The sequence below is a fragment of the Indioceanicola profundi genome (assembly GCF_003568845.1).
GTDB lineage: Bacteria > Pseudomonadota > Alphaproteobacteria > Azospirillales > Azospirillaceae > Indioceanicola > Indioceanicola profundi.
In genome coordinates, this window is the sequence record NZ_CP030127.1 from 709,079 (window position 1) to 735,209 (window position 26,131).

Sequence of the window (26,131 nt, forward strand, 5' to 3'; positions counted from 1 at the left end):
AAACGGAGGGAGCAACGCCAGAGGCACCATTCGGGAAGTAGTAGAGGCGATTGGCGCTATGCCGCACTGCATCCGCATAGAACAGAAGCCAGAAATATACTTTTTAGAGAAATAGGACGCCTTCGGTTGGGAGCCCGGAACCTATTTTGGTACTTCCTGGCTAATTCATGTGGAAAAATGGCTTATCCGGAACCGCCTGTAGAATTTGCAGCGCCAAGTCGCCAGCCTGTGCGTTCAGAAGGTGTGTGCTGCCCTTGCTGTGCGGCGGAGAGTCGATGTGAGCCTACAAAGCCAAAGTCTTGCAATCACCTCGGATGTTCCCGGTGAAACCGCGGCTCCGCAGGATGGTTTCCATCCAGAGGTATCGATCATCGTTCCGCTCCATAATGAGGAGCAGAACGTGCCGCTCCTCTATGACGCGCTGGTCGGCGTCCTGGATGGAATGAACAGACCTTACGAGATCGTGCTGGTCGACGACGGCAGCCGCGATGCGACCTTCGAGATCGCAGCCGGCATCGCCGCCAAGGATCATCGCGTCCGCGTCATCCGGTTCCGCCGCAACTTCGGCCAGACCATGGCCATGGTGGCTGGCTTCGATCATGCGCGTGGTTCGGTACTGGTCACCATGGATGGAGACCTGCAGAACGAGCCCGCGGACATCCCGGCCCTGGTTGCCAAGCTCGAGGAGGGATATGACCTCGTTGCCGGCTGGCGCGACAAGCGGCAGGATGATTTCTTCCGCCGCAAGCTACCATCCTGGCTGGCGAACAAGCTGATCGCCTCTGTGACCGGCGTGCCGATCAAGGATAACGGCTGCTCGCTCAAGGCCTACCGGGCCGACCTGATCCGGCATGTGCCGCTCTATTCGGAGATGCACCGCTTCATCCCCGCGATGGCGCATCTCAGCGGCGCGCGCGTTGCCCAGGTGAAGACGCGGCACCATGCGCGCCGCTTCGGCAGTTCGAAATACGGCCTGTCCCGCACCTACAAGGTGATGCTGGATTTGATCAGCGTGAAGATCCTGCATCTATCCAGTGCGCGGCCGCTGCTCTGGTCTGGAACCGCGGCGGCCATGTTCTGGCTGGTTGGGCTGCTGTTCTTCGTAGAGGGCCTGCGCGAAACCTACTTCACCGACTGGGGCGTGCCGACGGTGCTGTTCGCCATCGCCCTGCTCTGGGGCACGGTGGGCGCCTTCACTATCTGCGCCGGGATGGTGGCGGAACTGGCGATTGCAACTGGCGGCTCACGCCATGACTTCTTCCCGGCCCTGACTGCCCGTATATCCCCCCCGGCCCCTGCTGTGGTCGAGGAGAGACCGGCTGCAAAGGCGCCGCATACGCGGCCCATCTCCTTGAAGGTAAGCTCCCCATGACGATCCAGCCCCAAGTCTCGCTGATTATTTCCGTCACCGAGGACGCGCCCGGACTGCGGCAGATCCATGAGGCCTATGCCGACGCCATGACGACGGCCGGGATTGACTGCGAGATGATTTACGTCCTCGACGGGCACATGCCCGGCTCGCAGGATTTCCTCGCAACGGTGCAGGAGCAGGACCCACGGGTCCGCACCCTCAGCCTTGCCCGCCGGTTCGGCGAGGCGACGGCACTGATGTTGGGTGTCAGACAGGCCCGTTCCCCCATCCTCGCCACCGTGCCGCAGACCCCTCAGGTGGAGCCGGCGGAGATTCCTCGCCTTCTGCGCATGTTGATGGAAAAGCCGGACCTGGACGTGGTGGTCGCCCGCCGCGAGGCCGTCGGGCGCGCCAACCTGCGCCAGTCGATCCGCCGCTCGGTATTCGCCAAGCTTGCCGCGCTTGGCAGCGGCCTCAGTCTCAGCGATCTCGGGTGCCGTCTCCGCGTGTTCCGTCGCGAAGTGGCGGAGCATCTGGATATCTACGGCGACCAGCAACACTTCCTCCCCATCCTTGCCGCCCGTCGCGGCTACAAGGTGGTTGAGGTTCCGGTCAGCCCCTCGACGATCACCTCCCGCGTTCCGCAATCGGCCCGGACCGATGTGCTGCGCCTGCTGGACATGGCGGCGACGCTCTTCCTGGTGAACTTCGTCCATCGGCCGCTGCGGTTCTTCGGGATCATCGGCATGGCGTCGCTCGCGCTCGGGCTGCTCTGGACCAGCGTGCTGGTGGTGCAGCGCTTCTTCTTCGATGTGCCGCTTGGCGACCGCCCTGCGCTGATGTTCAGCATGCTCATGGTGGCATTGGGCATCCAGGTCATCATCATCGGACTGGTGGGTGAGATCATCATCTTCACCCGCGCCAAGGACCTGAAGAACTACTTCGTTGACCGCGTCATCAACTGACCGGTCGCAAGCGTCGGAAACAAGGCTTCTCCATGACCACCGAGAACGGACCCCGGCCAGGTAAGCTGGCCGGCTTCGGCGTGCGGGCGTTCATCAGCATCGGCCTCCTGGCCATCATCGCTGGGACGTCCCTGGAATTCGACCAGCTCTGGCATGTGCTCGCCAGCGCATCGGCGCCACTGCTCCTGCTGGCCCTTGCCATGCGGCTGGGCGGCATCCTGATCAGCGCGGCCCGGTGGCGGGCAATGCTCCGCTTCCAGGGCCTCCGCCCACCGATCCGCTTTCTTCTCGACAGCTATATGGTCGGAGCCTTCTTCAACACTTTCATGCCGACGTCGTTCGGCGGCGACGTCATGCGCGTCATGGATCTCCAGCACTGGAGCCGCTCCGTCGGGCGGAGCGTGTCGTCGGTGTTCATGGAGCGGGTGCTGGGGATCGTAATCCTGGTTATCTTCGCCGTCGTCGCGATGGTCAGCTTCCCGCTGTCCATCGCCCAGGAGGTGCCGGCCGTACCTGTCGGGATCGCCTGCGCCGCCGGCGGTCTGGTCGGCCTCTTCATCGCCGTGCATACCGGCCTGGGGGACGAAATCCTCGAGAGGCTTCCGCGGAACCGGATTACGGAGAAGCTGGCCCGCGGCTGGGGCAACTTCCGGGAGGGCGCCGGTCAGTTGATGCGCCCCGGTCCGGCCCTCGGCATCGGGCTCGGCTATTCCTTGCTGCTTCAGCTCAACGTGGTTGTCCATTACTGGATCATCGGCATGGGCCTCGGTCTGGACATCCCGATGGTGGACTACTTCTTCCTGATCCCGATCCTGATCTTTGCCCTGATGCTGCCGGCCATCAATGGCGTCGGTGTGCGCGAGGCGACGGCGATCCTTCTATTCTCCGCCTACGGCGTGCCTGCGGAAGCGGCTGTCGCGTTCGGCCTGGTCGACCTCGGCCTGACCTTGGTGACGGGAGCGATCGGCGGCTGCCGGTTCGTCCTGCGGCGGTCACCGGGGGCCGTGGTCCAGGATGCGAGCACCTGACCACAGCAAATCTCCGCCGCTGCCCAGTCCGGCGGTGTGGCCGAACACCAAAAGTGTCGATCTAACCAAGCCATACTGACTTCCAGTTCACAGTTCCGACCGTATCAGAACCCGTCTTCCCTCTTCCAACGGCGCCCGTTCAGGGCGCCGTTTTTCGTTCCGGACCCCTGCAGAATGGTACGCCTCCGGTGAGGGTCGCCTGTTTGGGTGTGGGGTGATGTGAGAGTCATAGGGATATCCCTGTGACTATCCCTATGGCAGTCCCTATGGCTTCGCAGCGTGTAGAAGTGATCACCGGGCTGGCGGGTCGTCGCCGGTTCAGCGCCGACGAGAAAGTCCGGCTGGTGGAGGAGGCGTTTGCGCCTGGAGTGCAGGTGGCGAGCGTTGCCCGGCGGCTCGGAATTGACCAGAGCCTCCTGTATCGCTGGCGTCGTCAGTTGTTCGGCGACCCACCGCGTCTCCCAGCCTTCACGCCGGTCACGGTAACGGAGTTGTCGACGACGGCGCCGCCGACCTCAGCCGGTGTCATGGAGGTGGAGTTCGCGAGCGGGACGCGCGTGCGGATCAGCGGAGCCGTGGAAGCGTCGGTCGTAACGGCAGCCCTGGTCGTCCTGGCGGAGCGGTCGGCATGATCGTGGTGCCGAGCGGGGTGCGGGTCTGGCTGGCGGGCGGGGTCACCGACATGCGCTGCGGGATGAACTCGCTGGCGCTGAAGGTGCAGGAAGGCTTGGGCCGCGATCCCCATGCCGGTGATCTGTTCGTCTTTCGCGGCCGCCGGGGTGACCTGGTGAAATGTCTCTGGCACGACGGCCTGGGCATGTCCTTGTACGTGAAGCGTTTGGAGAAAGGACGGTTCGTCTGGCCCACCCCGGCGGACGGCGCTGTCGCGATTTCGGCGGCGCAGCTGGGCTATCTGCTCGACGCGATCGATTGGCGCAACCCGCAACACACGTTTCGGCCACGGTCGGCGGGATAGCTGCGACAGGGTGAATCAGGGGGTCCCGCGGGCGCGGAAAGTCCAGGATTGCTGCGGCTTTCCGGAGTATGCTGGTGGGCATGGACAGCCTGCCCGACGACATCGCCGCCTTGCGCACCGCGCTTGCTGAAGCGCAGGCGAAGGCAGCTGACGCCGAGGCCCGGCTGGCCCAGGCGGAGGCTGAGCGCTCCGACGATCAGGCCCGGATCGCCACCCTGATCCTCCAGATCGAGAAGCTCCAGCGCGAGCTCTATGGCCAGCGCTCGGAGCGCAAGGCCCGGCTGCTGGATCAGCTCGAGCTGGAGCTGGAAGAGTTGGAGACCAGCGCCAGCGAGGACGAGCTTATTGCCGAACAGGCCGCGGCCAGGACCACGACAGTGGCGGCGTTTACCCGCAAGCGCCCGGCACGCAGAGCGTTCCCTGAGCATCTGCCCCGCGAGCGTGTCGTCATCCCGGCGCCGACCAGCTGCCCGTGCTGCGGGTCGACGCGGCTGAGCAAGCTGGGCGAGACGGTGACGGAGAGTGCCGAGCGCATTCCCGCCTCCTACAAGATCATCCAGACGGTGCGGGAGAAGGTGAGCTGTCGGGATTGCGAGCGGATCAGCCAAGCGCCGGCGCCGTTCCATGCCACGCCCCGGGGCTGGGCCGGACCGAACCTGCTGGCCACCATCCTGGTCGACAAGCTCGCCCATCACTTGCCGCTGAACCGCCAGTGCGAGCGCTTTGCCCGCGAGGGGCTGCCGGTCAGCCTGTCCACCGCCGCCGATCAGGTCGGCCATGCCTGCGCCACCTTGAGGCCGCTCCATACCCTGCTGGAAAAACACGTCCTGGCGGCTGAACGCCTGCACGGTGACGACACCACGGTGCCGGTGCTGGCGAAGGGCAAGACCGATACCGGCCGGCTCTGGGTCTATGCTCGCGATGATCGTCCCTTTGCCGGCCAGGCCCCGCCGGCGGCGGTGTTCTACTACTCACACGACCGCAGCGGCTCGCATCCGGAGGCGCACCTGGCCGGCTATGCAGGCCTGCTCCAAGCCGACGCCTATGCCGGCTACGACCGGCTGTACGCGCCGACCCGGAAGCCGGGACCGGTCACCGACGCCCTTTGTTGGGCACATGCACGTCGCAAGTTTTTCGAGCTGGCGGACATCGCCGCCAAAGCGCGCCGGGGCGGGAAGGCGCCGGAGATTTCTCCGGTGGCGCTGGAGGCGGTGACGCGCATCGACGTGCTGTTCAGCCTGGAGCGCGAGATCAACGGCCTGCCGGCGGTGCAGCGCCTGGACATCCGGCAGGAGAAGGCGAAGCCCCTGGTCGATGAGCTCGAGACCTGGATGCGCGACCATCGCGCGGCGATGTCGAGACACGCTCCTGTGGCGAAGGCGCTGGATTATATGCTGACCCGCTGGCCGAGGTTCACCCGGTTCCTGACGGACGGCCGCGTCTGCCTGACCAACAATGCGGCCGAAAGAGCGCTGCGCGGTGTGGCTCTCGGGCGCCGGGCCTGGATGTTCGCGGGCAGCGACCGGGGCGGCCAGCGTGCTGCGTTCATGTACGGTCTGATGATCTCCGCCAAGCTGAACAGCATCGATCCCCAGGCCTGGCTGGCCGATGTCCTGGCCCGCATCAACGACCTGCCCCAGAACCGCCTGCACGAGTTGCTCCCCTGGGAATGGAAAGCGCTCCAGGAGGCCAAGCCGGCGGCCTGACGATCAGCCGGCCAGCAGCGCGAAACTACCCGCGTCATTCACCGGATGGATACGAACCCGTCTTCCCTCTTCCAACGGCGCCCGTTCAGGGCGCCGTTTTTCGTTCCGGACCCCTGCAGAATGGCTGCCGAAACCTGAAATGCAGTCCCAATCGAAGGTAAATATTACCACCTTCGAAATCTCCGCACAGGCAAGAGCTGCCTACAGAACGCCAACGATTTCAAAGGCGTGTCCAAGGTGGTGGCAAGTCATCACCTGGGGACAATCTCTGGACCGTCTGTAACAATCCCTGTCGTTAACGAATCCGTTAACCTTTTCCGGCCAGCGTCATCGTCATAACCGCGCCCCACGCCGAAAGTGGTCGAGGGGATTTTAGATCCAGGAGCATGTGAAAACTCACGTGTACCGTGAAGTAGGGATTAGAACTGATGACGAAGCCTCGTGTCTTCATTTCCTCCGATATTGGCGGAAGCGACAAGGACGATGATCAATCTCTTGTCCATGCACTTCTTTATGCCGATGACCTGCGAATTGAAGGCCTGGTGTCTTCTCCTGCACCCCATGGCGGTCGCGCCAAGGACATCCATGAGGTGATCGATGCGTACGCCAAGGATTACGCGAACCTCAAGAGCCACTCCTCGGACTATCCCACGCCGGATTATCTGCGCTCGGTGACGCACCAGGGTTCGACCAGCGCCCAGCCCTCGGCCGGCTACTCCAACTCCACCGCCGGTTCGCGCGCCATCGTTGAGGCCGCCCGCGAGGGGTCGGCGTCCGATCCGCTCTACATCCTGACCTGGGGCGCCATGACCGATGTCGCCCAGGCGCTGCATGATGCGCCGGACATCGTGAACAAGATCCGCCTGCTCTCGATCGGGGCCACCAACACGACCTTCGACAAGAACGCCCGCAACTACATCTACAACAACATGGATAAGGGCGAGGCGTTCGAGAACCTCTGGTGGGTCGAGAACAACTCCACCTTCCGCGGCATGTACGCCAGCTCCAGCGGCGCCAACGATCCCTCGATCCACAATGGCTGGATCGACGCCAACGCCAAGGGCCACGGCGCGCTCGGTGCTTACTTCGACAAGATGACCACCGACCTCTACGGGGCGGGTTCGGTCGACGGCCTGAAGATGGGCGACACCCCCTCGCTCATGTACCTGCTGGACAATGCCGACAACAACAATCCCGGCGCCAACGGCTGGGGCGGCAAGTTCGTGAAGACCGGTCACGCTCAGAACTACTGGACGGACAGCAAGGCGTCCGGCGACAAGCTCGGCTCCTATGCGGGTGCCAAGACCGTCGCTGAAGACCGCAGCGCCTATCTCAAGGACTTCGCCGCCCGTCTGGACCGCGCCAAATCCTCGGGCGACAACAAGGATGAGAGCCCGGCTCCGGCTCCGTCAAAGCCCACTCCGGCGCCGACGCCGGAACCGGCGAAACCCGCCCCGGCTCCGGAGGCGTCCAAGCCCACTCCGGCTCCCGAAGCTCCGAAGCCCGCTCCGGTCCCTGAGCCCAGCAAGCCGTCCGAACCGGCCCCCGTTTCCTCTGGTGCGACGTTCTCCGTCGGCACGACGGAAGCGGAGACGCTGGACCTGTCCGGCGGCTATGTCCGCGAGAGCCGCGGCGCTTCCTCGAACGGCGGCAACATCAAGCTCGAGGGCTCCGGCGCTGCCGAGGGCACCTTCGACGGCGCGTCCGGCACCTACAAGATGGTGGTCGGCTGGCTGAACGAGAACGACGGTGCGGCCGAGTTTGCGGTCGAGGTCAACGGCAAGACCGTGAATTCCTGGACCGGAAACGGCGGAAGCAACGGCGAGGCCACCCGCAGCTTCACCGTCGAGCTGACGGAAGGCGATAAGATTAGCCTGGCTGGCGAGCAGAAAGAGTGGGAACAGGCCCGCTTCGACTGGGTAAAGCTGGAAGCCACTGACAGCACGCCGGCCCCGCAGCCTGCACCTCAGGCGTCCGAGCCGGAGCTTGTTGAGGTTGCCAAGCCGGTGCCGGCCCCTGTCACCTCCGGTGCGACGTTCTCCGTCGGCACGACGGAAGCGGAGACGCTGGACCTGTCCGGCGGCTACGTCCGCGAGAGCCGTGGCGCTTCCTCGAACGGTGGCAACATTATGCTCGAGGGCTCCGGCGCTGCCGAGGGCACCTTCGACGGCGCGTCCGGCACCTACAAGATGGTGGTCGGCTGGCTGAACGAGAACGACGGTGCGGCCGAGTTCGCTGTCAAGGTCAATGGCAAGACCGTGAATTCCTGGACCGGAACCGGCGGCAACAACGGCGAGGCCACCCGCAGCTTCACTGTTGAGCTGAAGGAAGGTGACAAGATCAGCCTGGCCGGCGAGCAGAAGGAGTGGGAACAGGCCCGCTTCGACTGGGTAAAGCTGGAAAAGACCGACGGTTCTGCTCCGGCACCTGTTTCCGAGCCGAAGCCGGCTGTCGAGGCTAAGCCGACCCTGGTTGCTGAGCCGAAGCCGGCCCCGGAGCCTGTTGCGCAGCCGAAGCCGGAGCCGGTGAAGGCCGATGCTGCCGGTCTTCAGAACGGTGATTTCGACGCCTTCGCCTTTGTGGGTCAGTCGAACGCGGCCGGTCACTTCTTCAAGCGCGGCGGGGACCAGTCCGGCGGCTCGCTCGGCAGCGACATGTTCGAGAAGACCCTGTCGGCCAAGCTGGACGGGGCGGTGAAGACCATCAACGCCGCCAGCTCGGGCAGCGGTTCGAACGAGAAGGTGGACGGTTCGAACTACTGGTGGAACCTCAGCCAGGACAAGCCCGGCCCGGCGCTGCGCGAGGCCGTGTCCAAGATCAAGGCCGGTCTCGGCGGCAAGGATCTCGACGGCTTCATCTGGGCCCAGGGCGAGGACGACGCCCGTGCGGTCAAGAGCGACTGGAGCAACCTGTCCGAGGTGGTGAACGACTTCACCACCGCCACCAGGAAGGTGTTCGCCTACCTGCAGGACCAGTTCGGGGACGATCTGCCGATCTTCGTCCAGGAGCTGGGCACCTTCCGCCAGGACAATGCTTGGCTGGACGGCCCCGTCGGGGCGCTGGACAAGCTCCGCGAGGCCCAGTCCAAGCTGATCTCCGGCATGGATGACGTGTATCTGGGCGCAAAGACCGACGGTCTGCCGGCGCACGACCAGATCCACTTCAACAACGATGCCTATGGCGACATCGCCGTGCGCCTCGCCAACTCCGTCGCCGTCACGTTGGTTGGCCAGCACTACGACGACATCGCTTAAGAAGCGTCCTCTCAGCCGGCCGCAAGGATGTTCCTTGCGGCCGGTTTCCTTTTGTTCCGGCTGATCAGGTGGGCCGGGCAGGGGCCTCGCGCTTGCTGAAGCCTATCGGGCGGCCAGACCGGCAGCCACATACTCTCCAATTGCAAGGCACGCCGTAAGTCCGGGCGATTCGATGCCGTAGAGGCAAGCAAGTCCCGGAACGCCCGTCTCCTTAGGGAAATCGATCCGGAAATCGGCAAATCCGCCGCCCGGACCCGATAGTTTCGGTCGGATGCCCGTGTAGCCCGGCTGAAGCCGCGCTTCCTCCAGTCCGGGATAGTAGCTGCGAATAGCCGTCAGGAACCGCTCACGGCGGCTGTCGTCGAAAGTATAATCAACCTCTTCGATCCAGCGGACGTCCGGCCCGAACTTGGCCTGGCCTCCCAGATCAACAGTAACATGCACGCCCAGCCCGCCATCCTCAGGCACTGGATAGACCAGTCGCCCGAAGGGGCTGCGACCGCTCAACACGTAGTAATGTCCGATTGCCAGATGTCGCGCCGGCACCCGATCCGCCTGAACACCCAGGCCGAGAGCCAGATTCTGCGCGCCCAGGCCGGCCGCATCCACTACCGTGCGGCAAGCCAGCCGCATAGGCTCGGCCCCGCCGATATCCAGTTCCGGGCCTCTCGCCTTGATTAAGGCGGCCACAAACCCACTGTACAAATCATGAACGAAACGGCCCTCTCCCTGCGCGACTTCAACCGCCTCTTCCCGGACGAAGAGGCCGCTCGCGCTTACGGGTCAAGGCTTTGCGCCATGACCGATCCGGGAGCAGGGGGGCCCCCGCCGACCCACGACTGACCAATCCTTACTTAGGTGGGGTGAAGCCGGTCCTGGTGAGGTCTACCGGAAGCCGAAAGGCTTCCAAATCGCCCAAGACTCAAGCTCTAGTGGCTGCATGAGCTAAGGCGATAGTGCCCAGAGTCCAATTCCGGCCCATCGACGCCGATGCGCCCGCCCAGAACCGGCGTGTGCAACAGCACCGCTCCGCCAGAATTCTCGATGTCGCCCTGTAGGTTCAGCATCAGCGCATGGCTGTCGATGATTCCGGAGGAGGGGGAGAGCAGGCCAGTTACCGCCTCCACCTTCGGCTCCATGTCCCTCACCGCCGCACGATCCAGCATCTGTAGATCCGTTACGCTGTTTGCTGCGGCAAGGGTGCGGTAGCCCTCCAGCGTCGCATGATGCTCCGGCCGAGTGCCGACGATCAGCTTCCCGCATTGCCGATGGGCAATTCCACGCTCCCGGCAATACGCATAAAGTCGATCCCGGCCTTTCACGCAGAGCTGCGCCTTCAATGTCCCGGCCGGATAATAGATGCCGGCATGGACCACTTCGGAATTACGGCTGCTGGTTTCCTGGCCGATTCCCGCGCCGCGCTCCAGCACCAGCACTTCGCGACCGCTCAATGCCAGCGCTCTTCCAACCGCCAACCCGACCACGCCGGCTCCGACGACCACGCAGTCCACCGTCTCCATGTCCTCTCCCAGGCAACCGTGCTCATGAATCAGTCATAGCAGATGACCTTCCTTGCGTGCGACCAACGCATGGATGGAGAAACGCTTACAGTGAATTCGCTTGGGACAAGCGCAAACGGACAGCGTAATCTCCCCGAACGCTGGGGGATCAGATGAAGACAGAACCGGACGACGAGAATCCCATGGAAGCCGTGCAAGAGCTGGCCGCCGAAATGGCGCAACGGCACCGCGCGCACGATACGGAAGCTCTTGCACGCTTCGTCGAAGAATGCCGCGCCCTGGGGATCGATCCCGCGAAGCAGCGCGTGACGCCGCTGGTTTATGCACTCGCAGTCGCCGGGGCAGTACAGCCCAGGAACCCGAAGAAGTAAGGTATCAACAGCTCCCGTAGTGAGCACGCCGGACCATTTGTTTTCCATAATCATGCTTATCGGCAAAGTCATGTGTAAGCGCCATATAGAGATGTCACCCCCTGGCCAGATTGAAATGTCACTCTGTGTGGCCGCTTTACAGCCGCTCAGGGAGACATCCGATGACGGTGGTGACCATGACCCGATTGGAATTGTCGCGCGTCGAGGTTCTCGTTCAGCTTGAGGCTGGCAAGCTGACGGTTGGTGCGGCGGCGGAGATTTTGGGCTTATGCCGGCGCCAGGTGCTGCGGCTGCGTAAGCGGTACCGGCACTCTGGTCCGGCTGGGCTGGTGTCCGGCCATCGCGGCTGGCCGAGCAATCATCGTCTGCCGGAGGATGTCCGGGCCACGGCGCTGGCGCTGGTACGGGCGCGCTATGCGGATTTCGGCCCGACGCTGGCGGCTGCCGGAGGATGTCCGGGCCACGGCGCTGGCGCTGGTACGGGCGCGCTATGCGGATTTCGGCCCGACGCTGGCGGCCGAAAAGCTGGCCGAGTTGCACGGGATCAAGCTCAGCCGGGAGACGCTGCGGGGCTGGATGATTGCCGATGGCCTCTGGCTGGAGCGGCGGATGCGGGCCCGGGCCGTCCACCAGCCGCGCTATCGCCGCGACTGCCCTGGCGAGCTGGTGCAGATTGATGGCTGCGAACACTGGTGGTTTGAGCAGCGCGGTCCGCACTGCACGCTGCTGGTCTTTGTGGACGATGCCACCAGCCGGCTGATGCATCTGAAGTTCGTGCCCTCGGAGAGTGCCTTGGCCTATCTGCAGGCCACGCGGGACTACATTGCCGCCTATGGCAAGCCGATCGCCTTTTACAGCGACAAGCACGGTATTTTCCGGGTGAACCGGCCCGGCGCCCAGCTGCGTGGCGACGGCATGACCCAGTTCGGTCGGGCGCTGCATGATCTCAACATCGACATCCTGTGCGCCAACAGCTGTCAGGCCAAGGGCCGGGTGGAACGGGCGCACCTCACCTTGCAGGATCGCTTGGTCAAGGAGCTGCGGCTGCAAGGGATCTCCACTGTGGAGGCGGCGAACCGGTTCCTGCCGGGCTTCATTGCCGATTACAACCAGCGCTTTGGCAAGGCGCCGCGCAATTCCAAGGATGTGCACCGGCCGCTGGCGCCGTATGAGAGTTTGGACGAGGCGCTGGCCTGGCGCGAGCAGCGTACCGTCACGGCAAACCTGACCCTGCACTACAACAAGGTGATGTTCCTGCTGGAGCCCAACCGGATCACCCGGGCCGCGGCCCGGCAGCGGGTGACCGTGTATGATTATCCTGATGGCCGGCTGGCGATCCGCTGGAAAGGCGTCGACCTGCCCTATCGCGCCTTCGACAAGCTGCGGCAGGTGGACCAGGGCGCCATCGTCGACAACAAGCGCTTATCTGCAGCCCTGGCGTTTGCGGCAGAAGCACAGGCAGAGCGGCCACGTCGGCGCAACAACAACCTCAAGCGCACGGCCCAGTCCAGGGGATTGATGTCGCTGTCGAGCTGAGCCGCGGGCGGGGCGCTGCGCGCAATGGAGGGGCTGCGCGCCCCGCCCGCCCCGGCCAGCAGTGACATCTCTATCCTGCACAAACAGCGACATCTCTACTTGGCACCGACATCATGTGTAAGCGGGTGTAGACGCCGGATAGTGATGTCACCGCCCTGCCGGATAGAAGTGTCACCCTCTTCCTGGGTGCGTGTCCAGGGAGGCGGCGATGGTGCTCGTGATGATGAGTTCGCGGGAGCTGCGACGAGTGGAGGTGCTGGCCGAGGTGGCCGGTGGACACATGGCGGCAGCGGTGGCAGCAGGCCACCTGGGCGTCAGCCGCCGCCAGCTGTTCCGGCTGCTGGCGCGGTTCCGGGCCGAAGGCCCGGCCGGTATGGCGTCGCGCCGGCGCGGCCGGCCGAGTAACCGGCGCACGCCCGCGGCGGTGCGCGACCAAGCCCTAACGCTGGTGCGCGAGCGCTACGCCGACTTCGGCCCGACGCTGGCGGCGGAGAAGCTATTGGCGCTGCACGGCGTCAAGGTGGGCCGCGAGACCCTGCGGGGCTGGATGGCCGCCGCGGGCCTGTGGACCAGCCGCAAGGCGCACCTCGCCCGGGTGCACCAGCCCAGACCCCGGCGCGAGCGGCTGGGCGAACTGGTCCAGGTGGATGGCTGCGAGCACCCCTGGCTGGAGGACCGCGGCCCTGCCTGCTCGCTGCTGGTGTTTGTGGACGACGCCACCAGCCGGCTCATGCACCTGAAGTTCGTGCCGGCCGAGAGCGCGCTGGCTTACATGCAGGCGACGCGCGACTACGTGGCCGCCTACGGAAAGCCGCTGGCCCTTTACTCCGACCGCCACGGCATCTTCCGGGTGAACCGTGAGGCCAAGCGTGGCGACGGCATGACCCAGTTCGGGCGGGCGCTGCGGGACCTGGACATCCAGATCCTGTGCGCGCCCTCTCCGCAGGCCAAGGGGCGTGTGGAGCGGGCGCACCTCACGCTCCAGGACCGCCTCGTCAAGGAACTGCGCCTGGCCGGCGCCTGCACCGTGGAGGCGGCGAACTGGCTGCTGCCGGGCTTCGTGGCCGACTATAACAGACGTTTCGCCAAGCCTGCGCGCTGCCCGGACGACGCGCACCGCCGCTTGGCGCCCTACGAGAACCTGGATGAGGCGCTGGCCTGGCGCGAGGACCGCACGGTCACCGCCGCGCTGACGTTGCACTACAACCGCATGATGCTCATCCTGGACCGCGGCCACCGGGTGGCCCGGGCTATGGCGCGACAATCTGAGTGAGAGACGTGTTGCCTCATCCGAGAATGCTCCCATGAGCCGCACCTGTTGCCTCACGCGGATGCTCCCGGGGGAGCATCCGCGTGAGCGTCTAATTTGTTGCCGCTGCCGAACACCAGTGCATGGGCGTGCTCCATGCGCCAGATCTTGAGCCGCCGCTGCAGGGTGCGTATCTGGCCATCGGGGTACCGGCCGGGATGTTCGCCTTGCAGGCGGTCCAGGAACTCGCAGCTGGTTCGCCAGGGCTCTGCGAGAAACCAGTCGCGCAATTGGCTGTCCACCGCGGCGAATGGGTCAGGGCGTCGGCGACCACGCTTCTGCTTGGCCTTCGGCAGGGCCGTGGGCCTAACCTCCCCACCCTGCCAAGCCGTGCGCATGCCAGCGAGAAACGCGTCCAGCGGCGGCGGATCCTCCTTGCCTGATGGGGCTGCCGCGACCTTATCGGCGATGGCGACCAGAGCCGCCTGCCCGGAGCGGATGTCCCGCAGCAGCCGAACCGGATCGAGTGCTTGGACCATCCCCTTCAGTTCGGATTTGGTCTCGGACGGTGTCTGCGGATGTGCCTGCAAGCGCTGGCAGGGCGTTGCCGGTGCTTGATGCCGTTTCCGCACCTTCGCTCCGTCACGCTCCTTGCTGACCAGCTTGAACGAGGGTTGGTAGAAGTTGACGAACCGGCGCACGTCGGCATAGAGCCGGCCCAGGCAGGCAGCGGCCTCAAGCCCTTCCAGGCGCCGGTAGCCCACGATGCAGCGGACCACCGCCCCGTTCTTCTGCTCCACCCAGGCTTGGTCGTTCTTGCGGTAAGGGCGGCAGCGGGTGAACTCCACCCCGGCTTCAGCGCACCAGGCCTGCAGGGTCTCGTTCATGAAGACGCTGTCATTGTCTGTGTCCAGGCCGAGTAGCGGGAACGGCAGCATCTTCACAACCTCGTCCAGCACCTGGGTGAGCAGGCGCTGCTCACGCACCAGCAGCGGCGCGCACTCCGTCCAGCCGGTGGCGATATCGGTGAGCACCAAGGTCTGCAGATAGCTGCCCTTCGTGGCCGTCCCGCAATGGAGCACCAGGTCGGCCTCCATGAACCCGGGCGGCGGGTTGTTCCAGTCTTGGTGGGTGCGCACCGGAATGCTGGCCCGCACGGCCGAGGCGGGTGGCCGCCGACGGGAGCGCCCGGCACTCTCCCGCATGGGCCGCAAGGCACGGTCGATGGAAGCTGAACTCATCGCCAGCAGCTGTTCCTTGACGCCTGGATCAAGACGGAGGTGGCTATGGCGCTCCATGCCCTCCACCAGCAGCGGCAGCATGGCCTTAAGCCGCTTGCCGCAGACCCGGTCCGATGCCTCCCAGATCACAACGAGCGCCTCGCGCGTCGCGTCGGTGTAGGTTCGGCGGGCCGGCCGGACCGTTTCCCTCGGCCCGGGACCAGACCGCAGCAGGCGCATCGCGTGCTTGCGATGCAGCCCTGTCACGGCCGTGAACTCGTCCAGGATCGCCTTCTTCTCCGCCCGCGTCGACAGACCGTATCGTGCTGCCACCGCCGCCACCAGCTCATCGCGCGTCGCCATGCTTACCTTCCTCATCGTACCCCCCGGCCCGATCGTCCTGGGGAGCATTCTATGTGAGGCAACGGCCCAGCTTCCGGGAGCATTTCTGGCGAGGTGTCAGGCGACATGTGAAACTGGGCTCTTCCGCAGATTTGGTGATGGACTGGGTCATGCGGCGATGAGCCTATGGCGGAGCAGGCTGATGCTGGCGCGGCCGTACATGGCGCGCTTGATCAGCTTCAGCTTGGTGATCTTGCCCTCGACCGGACCCGTGCTCCAGGGCAGTGACAAGGCGGCTTCAACGGCGGCCCGGTCACGCCGGAGGCCCTCGGCAAAGCCGCCGAGCACTCCCCCGCGCGCATCGGCAAGCCAGGCCGGGAACGCGGCTTTGTCCTTCGCCCGGACCATATCCGAGAACCGCCTGGCCAGCGCTGTCGCAGCCGGGATCTCACCCTCACCGGCCAGCACCTCGTCCACATACGCGGCGTCCATCCCGGTCGGCTTGGAGCTGCCCAGCAGCATGCGGGCGAGTTGGCGGGTGCTGGGCCGGCGCCAAGTCGGCTGTGCTGGAGCGGGAGCATAGGCGGGATCGCCGTTCCGGAGCCGGGCAACGGTAGCCCGGACCAGAATGACCTTGCCTGGATAGCCCTGCTGCTGGATGTCCCGCCACAGCTGGGTGGCATTGTGGCACCCCTCACCCAGGCGCTTGCGCAGATAGGGAAGGAACGGGTCAATGATGCTGGCGCGCCCACCCTTCTTCCAGTCGCGTGGGCGGCCCTCGTGCAACCAACGCCGGATCGTGTTGCGGCTCAGGCCGGTTTCCCGCCGGATGGCCCGCAATCCCATGCCGGCGTGAGCTAGACGGGCCACCTCCTCAAAGCGCTGCACCCGGTCCGCTTGGGCAGCTCTCTGCCGCAGCTCTGCTTTGGTCGGCACCTTGGGCCCTGGTTCCGGCAGCGCTCCAACGGCTCTGGCCAGAACAGCCTTGGCCGCATCGCGCAGGCGGGGCCAGTTGCGGTCGAGCACGGTCTGGAATGCATCCGTGCTGTTGCGGAGCAAATGCCAACGGTCGGCAACCTGAATGGCCTCAGGCGCGCCAACTCGGATGCCCTCGGCATAGGCGTTGGCCCGGTCGCGGGCAACTACCTCCACGCCGGGATGGTCCTTCAGCCAAGCCGCAAAGGTGGCACCCTCGCGGTCAGGCAGGAGATCCACGACCTTGTGAGTTTCCAGATCGAGCAGGATGGTGCCGTATCGCTGACCGCGGCGCCAGGCGAAGTCGTCCACGCCCAGCAGACGTGGCGTTTGTGCCAGCGGCACGGCTCTGCGCTGAACGAGACGGAGCAGGCTGTCATCACTGACCGTCATGGCGAGCCGCTGGGACAGGTGGGATCCGGCCGATCCGCCCAGAGCCAATCCGATCTGGTGAAGAATGCCCGCCATTCTGCCGGTTCGGCGCGCCCAGGCCGGCACCTCTGGCAGGCGCTCGGCAAAGATCCGGCGGGGGCAACCGCGTCTCGTACAGCGGAACTTGCGTGCTCTCACCACCAACGCCACAGCCCGCCCCTGCCACGGCAAGTCGGCCAGGGTGCGCCGGTAGCGGCCATGTACATGGCTGCTCCGCTGCTGGCAAATGGGGCAGGTCGCCGTGCCGGGCACCGGCTCGACGATGATGCTGATCTTGGCGGGCTCCGGCACAACCTGCTCAACCGAGAGGCCAGCCGGAATGAGAGGAAGAATGCGTCTGGGCACAATGCATAACAGGCAACGGGTAGGTTCCCGTTATGTGCGCATCCGCGGCCGGCCAGCCTAGGGCCATCACCAAATCTGCGGAAGAGCCCAGTTCCTGATGTCGCTTGATACGAGGCAATGCGGTTCTCACCTTGATTGCCGCGCAGCAGTCAGCAGCTTCCAGCCGCCGCGCGGGGGCAGTCTGCGGAGCCGGCTGTAAATACCGGCAGGTCTTCACCTCGTGCAAAGCCGGACTGGTATGGTCATGACGGGCTTCCGACGGCAGGGCACGTGAGGTGAGCACAGCTCTTGCGCCGGTCTGGGGGGCTCGCCGGCCTTATCCGACCGGCGCAGGTTTCTGCGGGCTTCAAGGCACCAAGGCTGCCGCAGCCCCTCTCCCGCCCCGCGGGCCGGCTCGCCAGCCGTGTCTTTGGTGCAGCATCCCCCGCCAGGGCAGCCTGATGGTGAGGTTGCTGTGGAATGCAGGTGGTACCCTTGGAGCCGTGTGGAGGTCGGGATGCGCAGAACGGCAATGCGGAAGTCGGCGATCCGCCGCTAGGCGCGGCAAAGACCCGCGACAACGGATCTGGTCATGGCGGGCGGCGCGCACGGCCGGGTGGCCCTGCCCGCCAGTTCAGACACCGTGGCGCCGTATCTCGCCAACCGCGCGACGCGGCTCCGGCCGGCCACCGGCTGGACCGTGCCGCCCCGCTGCTGGTGGAAGCCCGACGCAGTATTCGACGTATGCTGGGCACGCGGCCTCGGCCGAAGGCAGCCCTGATGCTGGCGGACTGCGGGCCATGCTGGCCACATTGGGCCCGGGTCTGGCGGGGCAGCGCGACCGAGCCCTCCTGCTTATTGGCTTCGTCGGGGCCTTCCGGCGGTCGGAGTTGGTGGGGCTGGATGTGGAGATTACCAGCGCAGGTCTGCGGCTGCGCCTCCAGCCCGGCAAGGCCGATGCTGGCGGCCCCGGCAGATGGCAGGAGCGGAGCTGAGAACCGGTCCGCTGTTCCGGCCGGTGGATCGCTGGGGCCGGATCGGCTGCCAGCGCCTGGGGACCGGGTAGTGGCCTTGGTAGTGAGGCGCACGGCGATTGCGGCCCAGCATGCGGCCGGCGTGCCGGCAAATGTGGCCCAGGCGCCGGCGGCAGATCTGGCCAGCCATTTCCTGCGGTTGGGCTTTGTGACTGAAGCGGCCTTGGCCGGAGCGATCCCGTGGGAAATCATGCAGTAGACCGGGCACCGGCAGGCCCGCAGCGTGGAAGCCTATGTGCGCTTGACGGCCGAGGCCGGCTGCAGATCAGCGCCGCGGCTTAAGCTCTAGCGGTCCACGCAAGAACAAGTGGTGTTTGGCGGCCAGGCGCCACCGCCCTTTGCAGCGATATTTGCCTGAACAGGCGGACTTGGCCTTGAAAGCCCTTGTTGTGTCAAATGACATTGATTACGTATATGCATGTCATTTGGTGGGGAGAGGGCGGTTATGCCACAGCTGCTGAGGACCACGGTCGAAGATCCGGCGACTGTTGACGTCACGCCGGCAGAGGCCGCCGCCATGATGCGCGCAGTCTTCAACCTCTTCGTCCGCTGGGGCGTGAATGATACCCAGGCCCGCATATTGCTGGGCCAGCCGAGCCCGTCCACCTTCTACCGCTGGAAGCGCGGCGACATCAGCAGCGTGCCCCGGGACACCGCCTGGCGTCTCGGCGACCTCATGGGCATTCACAAGGCCCTGCGATACATGTTTGCCGAGCCGGTGCGGGCCTATGACTGGATCAAGAAGCCCAACGCGGCATTTGCCGGCAAGTCGGCCCTCGACCGCATGCTCGCCGGTGCGCCGAGCGATATCACGGCCGTGCGCGCCTATCTCGACGCGGAGCGCAGCGGATGGTAGCGCCGCCAACCGAGAACATCGATTGGCGCCCCGCTTACCGCATCATCCGCACCATCTACCCGCCGGTGTTCCTGTTCGAGGACATCGCGGATCCGGCCGACTGGGATCTGATCGCCAGCGCCGAAGCCAAGACCAACCCGCGGGTCCGGGACCAGGTCGGCAATCTGAGCCTTGTGCCGGCGGACAAGCGGCTGTCCGGCCCCACCGCCAGCCTTGCCATGGGGGCGTTCACGCATGCCTCTCCGGACCGGCCCGGCCGGTTTTCCGACGGCTCCTACGGGATCTGGTACTGCGGGGACAGGTTCGAGGTGGCGCTCATGGAAACCGTGCACCACCATGAACGCTTCATGCGGCGGACACATGAACCGGCCGGCAGCAGCCAGTTCAGGGAGCTGAACGCCCGGGTGGCGTGCGCGCTGCACAGCATCCGCGGCGGCGGGTTCGACGCCTGCCTCGACCCGGACAGCTGGGCGGCAGGCCAGGCGCTCGGGGCCAGCCTGCGGGCATCCGGAGGCAATGGTATTCTCTACCCCAGCGTCCGATATCCGGCCGGCAATGCGGCGGCGCTGTTCTGGCCGAACCTTATCAGCCTGCCCATCACCCAGGCCCGGACCCTCTATTATCATTGGGATGGCGCCCGGGTCAGCCGGTACTTCATCGCTGGCGGCGCGAACTGGTATGGGCTTCCCTGAGCCCGGCTCCGCTGGGCCGCCCCGGGCGGCGGCGTGGACCAACTCGTCGCTCCGCGACGACCGGCTGCCATATCATCCCTGGGCGCCGGCATCGCGCAGCTGCACGGGGGCATGCCCACGGCGGCGGTTCAGAAATCGCCAGCGCGCCCACGCGGCCAGTAGACTCAGGACGCCCGGGCAGGCGGAGGAGAACTTGGTGCTTTGGACAGATTGGCGGCGTGGCGACACTATCGCCGGGGGATGGTCAGGCCGCCAATGATGCTGTGAGAACCCTCCTGTCCCGGGCCTCCCCCGGACAGGATCGACTGACACAGTTTGTTGGGGGGCATCCAGCCAAGGCGGAATCCGGCCAAGCTGTGTTGTAGGCCCTGGTCCGCCGGGAGAGGCCGTAGCGCACCTCCGATCCGGTGTCGAATGCATGCGGGTAGATGCACGCGGACTTGAGCTATCGCCAGAGCCGCTCGATGAACACGCAATATATCCAGCGTCCCCGCCCGTCCATCCAGATCCGCACGCCTGCACCCCTTCGCACCGTGGCGAAGCGGCGGCTGGTGAGCTGGCTGCCCTGTCGTGCCATCCGCCGCGCACCCGCTATCGCCCGACCGCACAGCCCTATTAGCGGAGATGGCGGGCCATCCGCCGCGCCCGGAGAACGGTCCCTCCAGGACCGCTTCGTCGATCAGCCGCTTCCGCTCCCGAATCCGCGGGCTCTCGCTAGCAGGCCTCTGTGCTGAGGCTTATCATCTTCCGCCTTTGCTCGATGCGCACCGACCGAAAGCCTTAGACAAAAACCAGCTGGCCGATTTTGGCGTGCAACCGGTTCAATTCCGCCTCGCTCGTCTCCTGGGTCACCTCCATCTTGCCGTTGAAGCTGGCCGCCATGCCCTCTCGTGCTTGCTGTTTCCAGGCTGCCGCCAGTGGCTGATGCATACCGAGGTTCGAGGTCAGTTCCGCCAGGGTCAGTTCACTCTTGGCCGCGTTCAGCGCCACCTTTCCATTGTGACGTCCGCCCAATACCGCTTGCGTTGCCACGCCCATTCTCCCAGGCCTCTTCTCAACTCCCGGACCAGCTGATTACCCAGTTCAGATTCCCGGGGGCACCTCAAAAGCCTTGGCAAATATTGCCTCGATCTTCTCCACTTCCTCGTCGTTCAGGGCCGCGAACTCCCTTGCGCGGGCTCGGTTAGAGACCTTTCCGCTATTCTGTTTGAGAAAGCGGAAGAGCAGGTCGACGGTGCGCTCGGGCATGTCGACCATGGCTTGTATGCGGTTGTGGAACTCGTCGTAGCGACGAAGAAAGTCCGTCTCGTAGGGAAGGTCATGCTCGATTGTTCGCTGGACGCAGTCATAGAGGAATTCGGCGTGGGGGGTTGCGTCGAAGAAACGGTAGAAATCTGCGGTGTCGTTCAGAACCCGGACGTTGAACTGCGCCGTCGGCTCCCAGCTGACATGCGGCAGCAGGCGTTGCGAGTAGGTCTCGAGCGTTTCCCGGTAGCAGTCGATCTGGTCGAGGATCGCCGCGGAGACAGGAAAGACAAGGCCGGGCGGATTGTAGCCGCGCTCAGCCAGGACATGGTGGATCAGATAGCGGTGAAGACGGCCGTTTCCGTCTTCGAACGGATGAATATAGATAAAGCCGAACGCCAGGACCGCTGCGGCGATGACGGCGTCCATCTTCTGCGCCGGCCCCTGGGCGAAGGCGATCATACCGCGGACCAGCGCCGGCAAATCCTCGGCCTTTGCGCTGATATGGTCGGGCAATGGCAGCCGCGTGTCTCGGTCATGCTCGCCGACAAAGCCGCCTTCGTCCCGGAAGCCGAGCTTTATAAAGCGGGCATCGCCGATGACAATGCGTTGCAGGCGGAGCAGCTCGTCAGTGTCGAGGGGCTTGCGGCCGGCCTCGCCGATGGCACGGCCCCAGCGCTGGATACGGTCCTGCGGCGGGTGTTCGCCCTCGATTGCATAGCTTGATTTTGAGTCTTTAAGCAGCAGGAAGGCGGCAGTGCGGGCGAGCAAATCGCGCGGTATGTCCGCGACAATGTCCTTCGCCCGCTGCGGCAAGTCGAGGGCAATGAGCTTTTCAAGCTTCTCGGTCCGGAAGACCAGTGGGCAGAATGATGAGGTGCCGGGCAGGTTGTTTCTCAGCCGGTAGCGTGGGGCTGTTTCGCCCGCGACTCCCCATTGCAGGCTGGTATCCAGAACGTCGGTGTATTTACCGGTCTGCGCGTCCGGCAGGTCAAGCCTGTCGGCGTTCAGCCATTCATACAGGAACCAGATGCGCCGGGCATATGTCCCGGTTGGTTTAGCACGGACCAGCGCTTCAACAGGGGTAGGCCCAGTCGCGAGGAAGAGCCGCTTCAAGACCGCGAGGTCGAGCCCCTCATATTTAAGGGCGAAGGTCAGGTGGCCGTCCAGGCTCGCGGCCGGCGCATGGCGCGGCGTCAGGATGCGCCAGCCATCCCGTTCAAGAACACGGTGGCGCGCACCGATGGCGCAGAGAAGGCGTGGCAGCGGCACTTTCAGCCCGTACGCACCGATTAGAGCGCTGTAGCCCGCAGGACTCGCGGTCTCAGGAAGCCGTCTCTCCTGAAAAACGGATACGGGCCCTGAAAACGGAATCTGTATAGCCAAAGCCATGAAAATCGTGCCTCTTGCGGTCTGGTCCCCTGGAAATCCCTATCCTGAAAGCCGATTCTGACACATGAAAATTGGTGCCAAAAGTCCATTTTCCTGAAAATGGATTCTGGGCAACCTATTGACCACAACCGGTTTGCCGGATGCAACGACGCGCACGCCGCCCCCTGGCACCGCATTGGCCTTTTCCCCAGTGAGCGGTCCGGCCCCATTCCGAGCTCCGATGTTGGTGGGCGAGGATCTCCCGGACCGTGATGATACAGGCAAAGGGGCGGTTGGCGGCATCGGTTCAGCCAGGAAAGGGGCGCTCCACCATCTAGCGGGGGCTGCTACGGGTGGGCGGGCATTGCCACGCGATCCCCACCCCTGCGGCGGATATGGCAGGTGACTTGAATGGGGTGGCCTGCAACGCGCGGCACACCAGCGCTTGCTTTTGATTATGCCTGCGGAGGCAGGTGTCGGATATTCCCCGCCCCAGGATGTCCGGTCGGTCCTGCTCGACCGCGTGCCCGGTCTTTTTTGCGTGTGACGCCGTGGCGCTTGAAGAAGCGATGCACCGCGTCGGTGCCGACAGGCAGCCCGCGTTCGGCCAGGCGGCGCTGTATGTCCACCAGCGTGATATTGCACTGCTCCCCCTAGAGACCGAGAATGCAGTCGGCATGCGCCTTGATCCGGTGCGGGTGGTTGTCCTGTGGCATCGGGGCTGGGCTGCCGGTTGCCCGCATACGTGCGCATCAGCGGATCGCCGCCGATGGGGCGATCCCGAAACGGGCAGCGGCAGCTCATTTCCTCATTCGCGATCGCCGCAACTACGCGGCGACGAAGATCCTTCGAAAGTCGACACCCCGTCCCAGGCCAGCCTCCAAACCCCGCATGCGGGCTGAATCAGAAATTCAGACCATCGGAAATCCCTCGCGATTCCCGCCATATGGAGCCAGCTCTAATGACCCCGGCCGAGGTATTCGCGGCTCAGCTGGAAGCGCTCTCCAGAAACCGCTAGCCTCCCCCCCCCTCGCCTGTCGCACTTCAGCGTGAAATCTCACTCTCCCCGACTGGTATCCGGATCAAAGCCGGTGCGTCCGCGATGTGATTTACGGCTGCTTAAGCGGCGTCATGACAGCATGGGTGCGGAAGGAGACCATCCCGTGCGCATGACGTTCCTGGAGAAGCGCCGGCAACTGCGCGAACCGGTTAAGGCCGGAAGCGCCAAGGTGAACGGCCATACGCTCAGGATCATGAACTGGAGTCTGAACGGATTCCTGCTCGATGGCGTGGATGGGGAGATTGTTGCCGGACGCCGCTTCTCGGTGGACATCGATCTGGTCGCCATAAGCGGTGAGCGTTTTACCTTTCCGGCCGAGGCACGGGTGGCGAGGGTGCCGGGACTAGGCCGCCTTGCCGCCACCTATGTCTGCCTTGATAGCCAGGTAGCGCCGCGCATCGTCCGCCACTTCAATCCCCTGCCGGGAGATCGTATGCGGGTGCTGAACGATGCGGCGGCGGCGCGCGACGAGGACGTACATCCAACATCTCCTCCGCCGCCTGCACAGGCCGATCCCGCCGACGACAAGGTGCGGCTGTCGGACATGGTCGTCGCGGCCCGCGAAGTTTCCCAACTGAAATGCGACTTTGCCCGGCGCTTCCATCCTGACACTGCCCCGCGGGATGAGACCCACGCCATGCGGGCGGAACTTTTCAAGGAGTTCTGGGACGTTCTGGATGCAGCCGAAAAGCGGTTGCGCGGCCAGAGTTGAACTGGAGCGGAGCTGCGGGTGCGCAACACCGCTCCCGCGCTCTCTATGTCAGCAGCGCCCCGCGGCTTCCACCGTCAGCAGGTCCTGAAGCATGTGGCGCCGGTGCAGTGCCGGGACGTGATCGAGTCCCTCCGGCACTTCCACCCGCCAGTCCGCCAGTTCCGCACCTTCAGCGAGGCAGGTCAGCATCTCCATCAATCGCGAGAGACCCTGCTCATCGCTGTAATCGGCCGCAAGGTCGAGAAGATCGTGGAGTTCGCTGCGAAGGGAAGATGCCTGGCTCATTGGGTAGGTCCCCCATGTTGGGACTGGCAACCGGATCTGTTCTGCCGGTCGTCGCGCCGTCGTTGGATAAAATTTAATACGACCGCGGTTAAAGCTGGTTTAAAAATGCCTCGTATTCTCTTCAACTTCCGGCGGATATCGCGCCGATTAGGTGGAGGTTTCGCAGGTCGACGACCGGCCTGACGGCATCAGTTCCGGCATTTCAGGCGCGGTGCCCCACCTTATGCCAAGTCGGCCTTCAGCAACCGTTTTGAGCGCGCTGTGGAGCACGGCTTCGAAGGCGGCCCGGACCGGTGGCTCCGGTTCCGCGGCCAGGGAGAGGATCAGGCCCAGCTCCCTCCCCGCCATCCTGCCGCAGATCTGCACAGCGCCAAGTTCGCCAAAATTCAGGCCGACCACGAACCGGGTGGAAGCCGGGACGATATCCTGCGGCCCGGTGATGTCCTCTTCCTCCCGATAAATGGGACCATGATCCATTGCCGTGGCCAGCAGAACCGAACCCAGCTCCTCTCCGTCCAGATAGGGAACCAGAACGGTCGACCAGCTCCGGCCGTCGGGCGTGATGCGCTGCTCCTCGGCCATTTGCGCGTCCAGCATATTGAGTGCCGCCGTCTCGGCGCGGGTGAGGTGCCGCAGCCCCTCCTCTCCGATCCAGGTTCGTACCCCGCCATTGCGCACGCCGATCAGGTAAAGCATCAGGGCAAGACCGCCCAAACGGTCGGGTCGTGGCAGCAGCGCGGCCATGCGCGCCATTATTCCCGGATGGGCAAAGGCGGCAAGTAGCTGCTGGTCTGGACGCGGCGGCAATGGAGCTTCGTCAGGCAGCGGTTCGGCAGCCACGCCGATCCCGCTCGAGGATGCGTCAGACCGGCTCCCCGCGCCACTTGGCCGAAGACCGGCCTGTCGCATCAGATCGCCGGCTTGGCTTGGCGAGCTTCCTCGTACTCCTGCCACCGCCTGGGCCGTTTCCACGCCGACCGAAAGGCGCGGCCCGTCGCCGGCCTGAAGCGGCGCTGCAGGCGGAGTGAAATTGCGCTGGTTCGCCGCCGCCGTGGTCGCGAGAAGCCCGGCATTGGCCGCTGGCGCATGGGCCGATCCCGGCATGTTCGGCTGCGCGCCGGGACCTGCCGTCCCGGCCGCTGCTTGCCCTTGGACCATTTGGCCTACCCTCACAGGCTGCGGCGCATCCGCAGCATGTCGCAATGCTGGCATCAGCATGCCGCGCAGCCCCGCCTCCGCACCGCCGATAGCCCGCGCGCTGACCGGGCCGGTTCCTGTCGGGAGCGTCGGCGCGCGGCTTCCGGGTTCGGCCCGGACGACCACCTCGCTCGCACGGCTTCCGGGACCCAAGGTAATTGCAAGCTCGCTGCCCGGCAGGGCCGCCGGCCACGCTCCCGGCAATGGCCGTAGCAGGACTGTTCCGGACTTGGTCGCAAGAGGAAGAAGCCCATCCGGGGTGGCGCTGCCCAGAATGCCGCTCACAGTCAGCGGGCCGCCCCCGGACAGGTCCGGGGGGCGGGAGATGATCACCGCCTGTACCGTGGGAAGCCGCACGCCTGCTGTCGGCGCTCTGTCCACGCCGCCAATGCTCCCCACCCCAGCCGGGCCGCCCAGCTTGTCAGACATG

General features: G+C 65.1%; 22 protein-coding genes and 1 pseudogene. 14 read left to right on the forward strand and 9 right to left on the reverse strand.

What is annotated here, in order from left to right; translation table 11 throughout:
* Positions 1–277 precede the first annotated feature (277 nt).
* The 7 genes from DOL89_RS19335 to DOL89_RS19365 all read left to right on the forward strand — a co-directional run bounded on the left by DOL89_RS19335 (position 278) and on the right by DOL89_RS19365 (position 9,280).
* Positions 278–1,372, forward strand: coding sequence for a glycosyltransferase family 2 protein (locus DOL89_RS19335; protein ID WP_225889989.1), 1,095 nt, complete (start codon positions 278–280; stop codon positions 1,370–1,372).
* The gene (locus DOL89_RS19340; protein ID WP_119680991.1) at positions 1,369–2,316 is read left to right on the forward strand and encodes a glycosyltransferase; all 948 of its coding nucleotides are present in this window, start codon (positions 1,369–1,371) and stop codon (positions 2,314–2,316) included. The genes DOL89_RS19335 and DOL89_RS19340 overlap by 4 nt, the downstream gene beginning before the upstream one ends.
* Before the next feature lie 32 nt (positions 2,317–2,348).
* The gene (locus DOL89_RS19345; protein WP_119680992.1) at positions 2,349–3,344 is read left to right on the forward strand and encodes a lysylphosphatidylglycerol synthase transmembrane domain-containing protein; all 996 of its coding nucleotides are present in this window, start codon (positions 2,349–2,351) and stop codon (positions 3,342–3,344) included.
* 254 nt (positions 3,345–3,598) lie between these two features.
* Entirely contained in the window at positions 3,599–3,976 is a 378-nt protein-coding gene (gene tnpA, locus DOL89_RS19350; protein WP_119680993.1) for an IS66-like element accessory protein TnpA, read from the forward strand.
* Positions 3,973–4,320: an IS66 family insertion sequence element accessory protein TnpB gene (gene tnpB, locus DOL89_RS19355; RefSeq protein ID WP_119680994.1), complete on the forward strand. Its 348-nt coding sequence runs from the start codon at positions 3,973–3,975 to the stop codon at positions 4,318–4,320. Before tnpA ends, tnpB begins: the two co-directional genes overlap by 4 nt.
* Before the next feature lie 80 nt (positions 4,321–4,400).
* Positions 4,401–6,026, forward strand: coding sequence for an IS66 family transposase (tnpC, locus tag DOL89_RS19360; RefSeq protein WP_119681371.1), 1,626 nt, complete (start codon positions 4,401–4,403; stop codon positions 6,024–6,026).
* Positions 6,027–6,454: 428 nt separating this feature from the next.
* Positions 6,455–9,280 carry a nucleoside hydrolase-like domain-containing protein gene (locus DOL89_RS19365; protein ID WP_119680995.1) on the forward strand — a complete coding sequence of 942 codons (2,826 nt, stop codon included), beginning with the start codon at positions 6,455–6,457 and terminating at the stop codon, positions 9,278–9,280.
* A 102-nt stretch (positions 9,281–9,382) separates the two neighbouring features.
* Here the strand turns inward: DOL89_RS19365 and DOL89_RS19370 are convergent, their stop codons facing one another.
* Positions 9,383–9,970: an NAD(P)/FAD-dependent oxidoreductase gene (locus DOL89_RS19370; RefSeq protein ID WP_225889990.1), complete on the reverse strand. Its 588-nt coding sequence runs from the start codon at positions 9,968–9,970 to the stop codon at positions 9,383–9,385.
* Between the two features lie 239 nt (positions 9,971–10,209).
* Positions 10,210–10,800 carry an NAD(P)/FAD-dependent oxidoreductase gene (locus DOL89_RS19375; protein WP_119680997.1) on the reverse strand — a complete coding sequence of 197 codons (591 nt, stop codon included), beginning with the start codon at positions 10,798–10,800 and terminating at the stop codon, positions 10,210–10,212.
* A 152-nt stretch (positions 10,801–10,952) separates the two neighbouring features.
* Between DOL89_RS19375 and DOL89_RS19380 the strand changes: the two genes are divergently transcribed.
* The 3 genes and pseudogenes from DOL89_RS19380 to DOL89_RS19390 all read left to right on the forward strand — a co-directional run bounded on the left by DOL89_RS19380 (position 10,953) and on the right by DOL89_RS19390 (position 13,980).
* Complete coding sequence (locus DOL89_RS19380) at positions 10,953–11,171, forward strand: hypothetical protein (RefSeq protein WP_119680998.1); 219 nt, start codon at positions 10,953–10,955, stop codon at positions 11,169–11,171.
* Positions 11,172–11,332: 161 nt separating this feature from the next.
* Positions 11,333–12,707, forward strand: a pseudogene (locus tag DOL89_RS19385) (ISNCY family transposase).
* Positions 12,708–12,915: 208 nt separating this feature from the next.
* Positions 12,916–13,980 (forward strand): ISNCY family transposase, encoded by a 1,065-nt coding sequence (locus DOL89_RS19390; RefSeq protein ID WP_119680999.1) that lies wholly within the window; start codon positions 12,916–12,918, stop codon positions 13,978–13,980.
* Between the two features lie 50 nt (positions 13,981–14,030).
* Here the strand turns inward: DOL89_RS19390 and DOL89_RS19395 are convergent, their stop codons facing one another.
* Together DOL89_RS19395 and DOL89_RS19400 are read right to left on the reverse strand one after the other, a co-directional pair.
* The gene (locus DOL89_RS19395; RefSeq protein ID WP_119681000.1) at positions 14,031–15,554 is read right to left on the reverse strand and encodes an integrase catalytic domain-containing protein; all 1,524 of its coding nucleotides are present in this window, start codon (positions 15,552–15,554) and stop codon (positions 14,031–14,033) included.
* 132 nt (positions 15,555–15,686) lie between these two features.
* Positions 15,687–17,270 (reverse strand): ISL3 family transposase, encoded by a 1,584-nt coding sequence (locus DOL89_RS19400; RefSeq protein ID WP_318658541.1) that lies wholly within the window; start codon positions 17,268–17,270, stop codon positions 15,687–15,689.
* A 779-nt stretch (positions 17,271–18,049) separates the two neighbouring features.
* Between DOL89_RS19400 and DOL89_RS25395 the strand changes: the two genes are divergently transcribed.
* The 3 genes from DOL89_RS25395 to DOL89_RS19415 all read left to right on the forward strand — a co-directional run bounded on the left by DOL89_RS25395 (position 18,050) and on the right by DOL89_RS19415 (position 19,831).
* Positions 18,050–18,244: a site-specific integrase gene (locus DOL89_RS25395; RefSeq protein ID WP_205574711.1), complete on the forward strand. Its 195-nt coding sequence runs from the start codon at positions 18,050–18,052 to the stop codon at positions 18,242–18,244.
* A gap of 484 nt (positions 18,245–18,728) precedes the next feature.
* The gene (locus DOL89_RS19410) at positions 18,729–19,139 is read left to right on the forward strand and encodes an MbcA/ParS/Xre antitoxin family protein (RefSeq protein WP_119681001.1); all 411 of its coding nucleotides are present in this window, start codon (positions 18,729–18,731) and stop codon (positions 19,137–19,139) included.
* Entirely contained in the window at positions 19,133–19,831 is a 699-nt protein-coding gene (locus DOL89_RS19415) for an RES family NAD+ phosphorylase (RefSeq protein WP_119681002.1), read from the forward strand. Before DOL89_RS19410 ends, DOL89_RS19415 begins: the two co-directional genes overlap by 7 nt.
* Before the next feature lie 445 nt (positions 19,832–20,276).
* Here the strand turns inward: DOL89_RS19415 and DOL89_RS25650 are convergent, their stop codons facing one another.
* The 3 genes from DOL89_RS25650 to DOL89_RS19425 all read right to left on the reverse strand — a co-directional run bounded on the left by DOL89_RS25650 (position 20,277) and on the right by DOL89_RS19425 (position 22,468).
* Entirely contained in the window at positions 20,277–20,408 is a 132-nt protein-coding gene (locus DOL89_RS25650) for a hypothetical protein (RefSeq protein ID WP_404813502.1), read from the reverse strand.
* A gap of 203 nt (positions 20,409–20,611) precedes the next feature.
* Positions 20,612–20,869 carry a hypothetical protein gene (locus DOL89_RS19420; protein ID WP_119681003.1) on the reverse strand — a complete coding sequence of 86 codons (258 nt, stop codon included), beginning with the start codon at positions 20,867–20,869 and terminating at the stop codon, positions 20,612–20,614.
* A gap of 45 nt (positions 20,870–20,914) precedes the next feature.
* Positions 20,915–22,468, reverse strand: coding sequence for a Fic family protein (locus DOL89_RS19425; RefSeq protein ID WP_119681004.1), 1,554 nt, complete (start codon positions 22,466–22,468; stop codon positions 20,915–20,917).
* A 1,142-nt stretch (positions 22,469–23,610) separates the two neighbouring features.
* On the opposite strand from DOL89_RS19425, the gene DOL89_RS19430 reads away from it, so the two are divergent.
* Complete coding sequence (locus DOL89_RS19430) at positions 23,611–24,219, forward strand: hypothetical protein (RefSeq protein ID WP_162937696.1); 609 nt, start codon at positions 23,611–23,613, stop codon at positions 24,217–24,219.
* A 48-nt stretch (positions 24,220–24,267) separates the two neighbouring features.
* On the opposite strand, the gene DOL89_RS19435 is transcribed toward DOL89_RS19430, so the two are convergent.
* Entirely contained in the window at positions 24,268–24,504 is a 237-nt protein-coding gene (locus DOL89_RS19435) for a hypothetical protein (RefSeq protein ID WP_119681006.1), read from the reverse strand.
* Positions 24,505–24,651: 147 nt separating this feature from the next.
* Positions 24,652–26,130 (reverse strand): hypothetical protein, encoded by a 1,479-nt coding sequence (locus DOL89_RS25060; RefSeq protein WP_162937697.1) that lies wholly within the window; start codon positions 26,128–26,130, stop codon positions 24,652–24,654.
* Position 26,131 lies beyond the last annotated feature (1 nt).

Bases quoted from the DNA above. Each gene is read 5' to 3' on its own strand.
- DOL89_RS19435 (WP_119681006.1), bottom strand. From the start codon at position 24,504: ATGAGCCAGGCATCTTCCCTTCGCAGCGAACTCCACGATCTTCTCGAC.
- DOL89_RS19340 (WP_119680991.1), top strand. From the start codon at position 1,369: ATGACGATCCAGCCCCAAGTCTCGCTGATTATTTCCGTCACCGAGGAC.
- DOL89_RS19410 (WP_119681001.1), top strand. From the start codon at position 18,729: ATGCCACAGCTGCTGAGGACCACGGTCGAAGATCCGGCGACTGTTGAC.
- DOL89_RS25395 (WP_205574711.1), top strand. From the start codon at position 18,050: ATGCTGGCCACATTGGGCCCGGGTCTGGCGGGGCAGCGCGACCGAGCC.
- DOL89_RS19345 (WP_119680992.1), top strand. From the start codon at position 2,349: ATGACCACCGAGAACGGACCCCGGCCAGGTAAGCTGGCCGGCTTCGGC.
- DOL89_RS19375 (WP_119680997.1), bottom strand. From the start codon at position 10,800: ATGGAGACGGTGGACTGCGTGGTCGTCGGAGCCGGCGTGGTCGGGTTG.
- tnpC (WP_119681371.1), top strand. From the start codon at position 4,401: ATGGACAGCCTGCCCGACGACATCGCCGCCTTGCGCACCGCGCTTGCT.
- tnpA (WP_119680993.1), top strand. From the start codon at position 3,599: ATGGCAGTCCCTATGGCTTCGCAGCGTGTAGAAGTGATCACCGGGCTG.
- DOL89_RS19365 (WP_119680995.1), top strand. From the start codon at position 6,455: ATGACGAAGCCTCGTGTCTTCATTTCCTCCGATATTGGCGGAAGCGAC.
- DOL89_RS19380 (WP_119680998.1), top strand. From the start codon at position 10,953: ATGAAGACAGAACCGGACGACGAGAATCCCATGGAAGCCGTGCAAGAG.
- DOL89_RS19415 (WP_119681002.1), top strand. From the start codon at position 19,133: ATGGTAGCGCCGCCAACCGAGAACATCGATTGGCGCCCCGCTTACCGC.
- DOL89_RS19395 (WP_119681000.1), bottom strand. From the start codon at position 15,554: ATGAGGAAGGTAAGCATGGCGACGCGCGATGAGCTGGTGGCGGCGGTG.
- DOL89_RS19425 (WP_119681004.1), bottom strand. From the start codon at position 22,468: ATGGCTTTGGCTATACAGATTCCGTTTTCAGGGCCCGTATCCGTTTTT.
- DOL89_RS25650 (WP_404813502.1), bottom strand. From the start codon at position 20,408: ATGGCACGACAGGGCAGCCAGCTCACCAGCCGCCGCTTCGCCACGGTG.
- DOL89_RS19420 (WP_119681003.1), bottom strand. From the start codon at position 20,869: ATGGGCGTGGCAACGCAAGCGGTATTGGGCGGACGTCACAATGGAAAG.
- DOL89_RS19390 (WP_119680999.1), top strand. From the start codon at position 12,916: ATGGTGCTCGTGATGATGAGTTCGCGGGAGCTGCGACGAGTGGAGGTG.
- tnpB (WP_119680994.1), top strand. From the start codon at position 3,973: ATGATCGTGGTGCCGAGCGGGGTGCGGGTCTGGCTGGCGGGCGGGGTC.
- DOL89_RS25060 (WP_162937697.1), bottom strand. From the start codon at position 26,130: ATGTCTGACAAGCTGGGCGGCCCGGCTGGGGTGGGGAGCATTGGCGGC.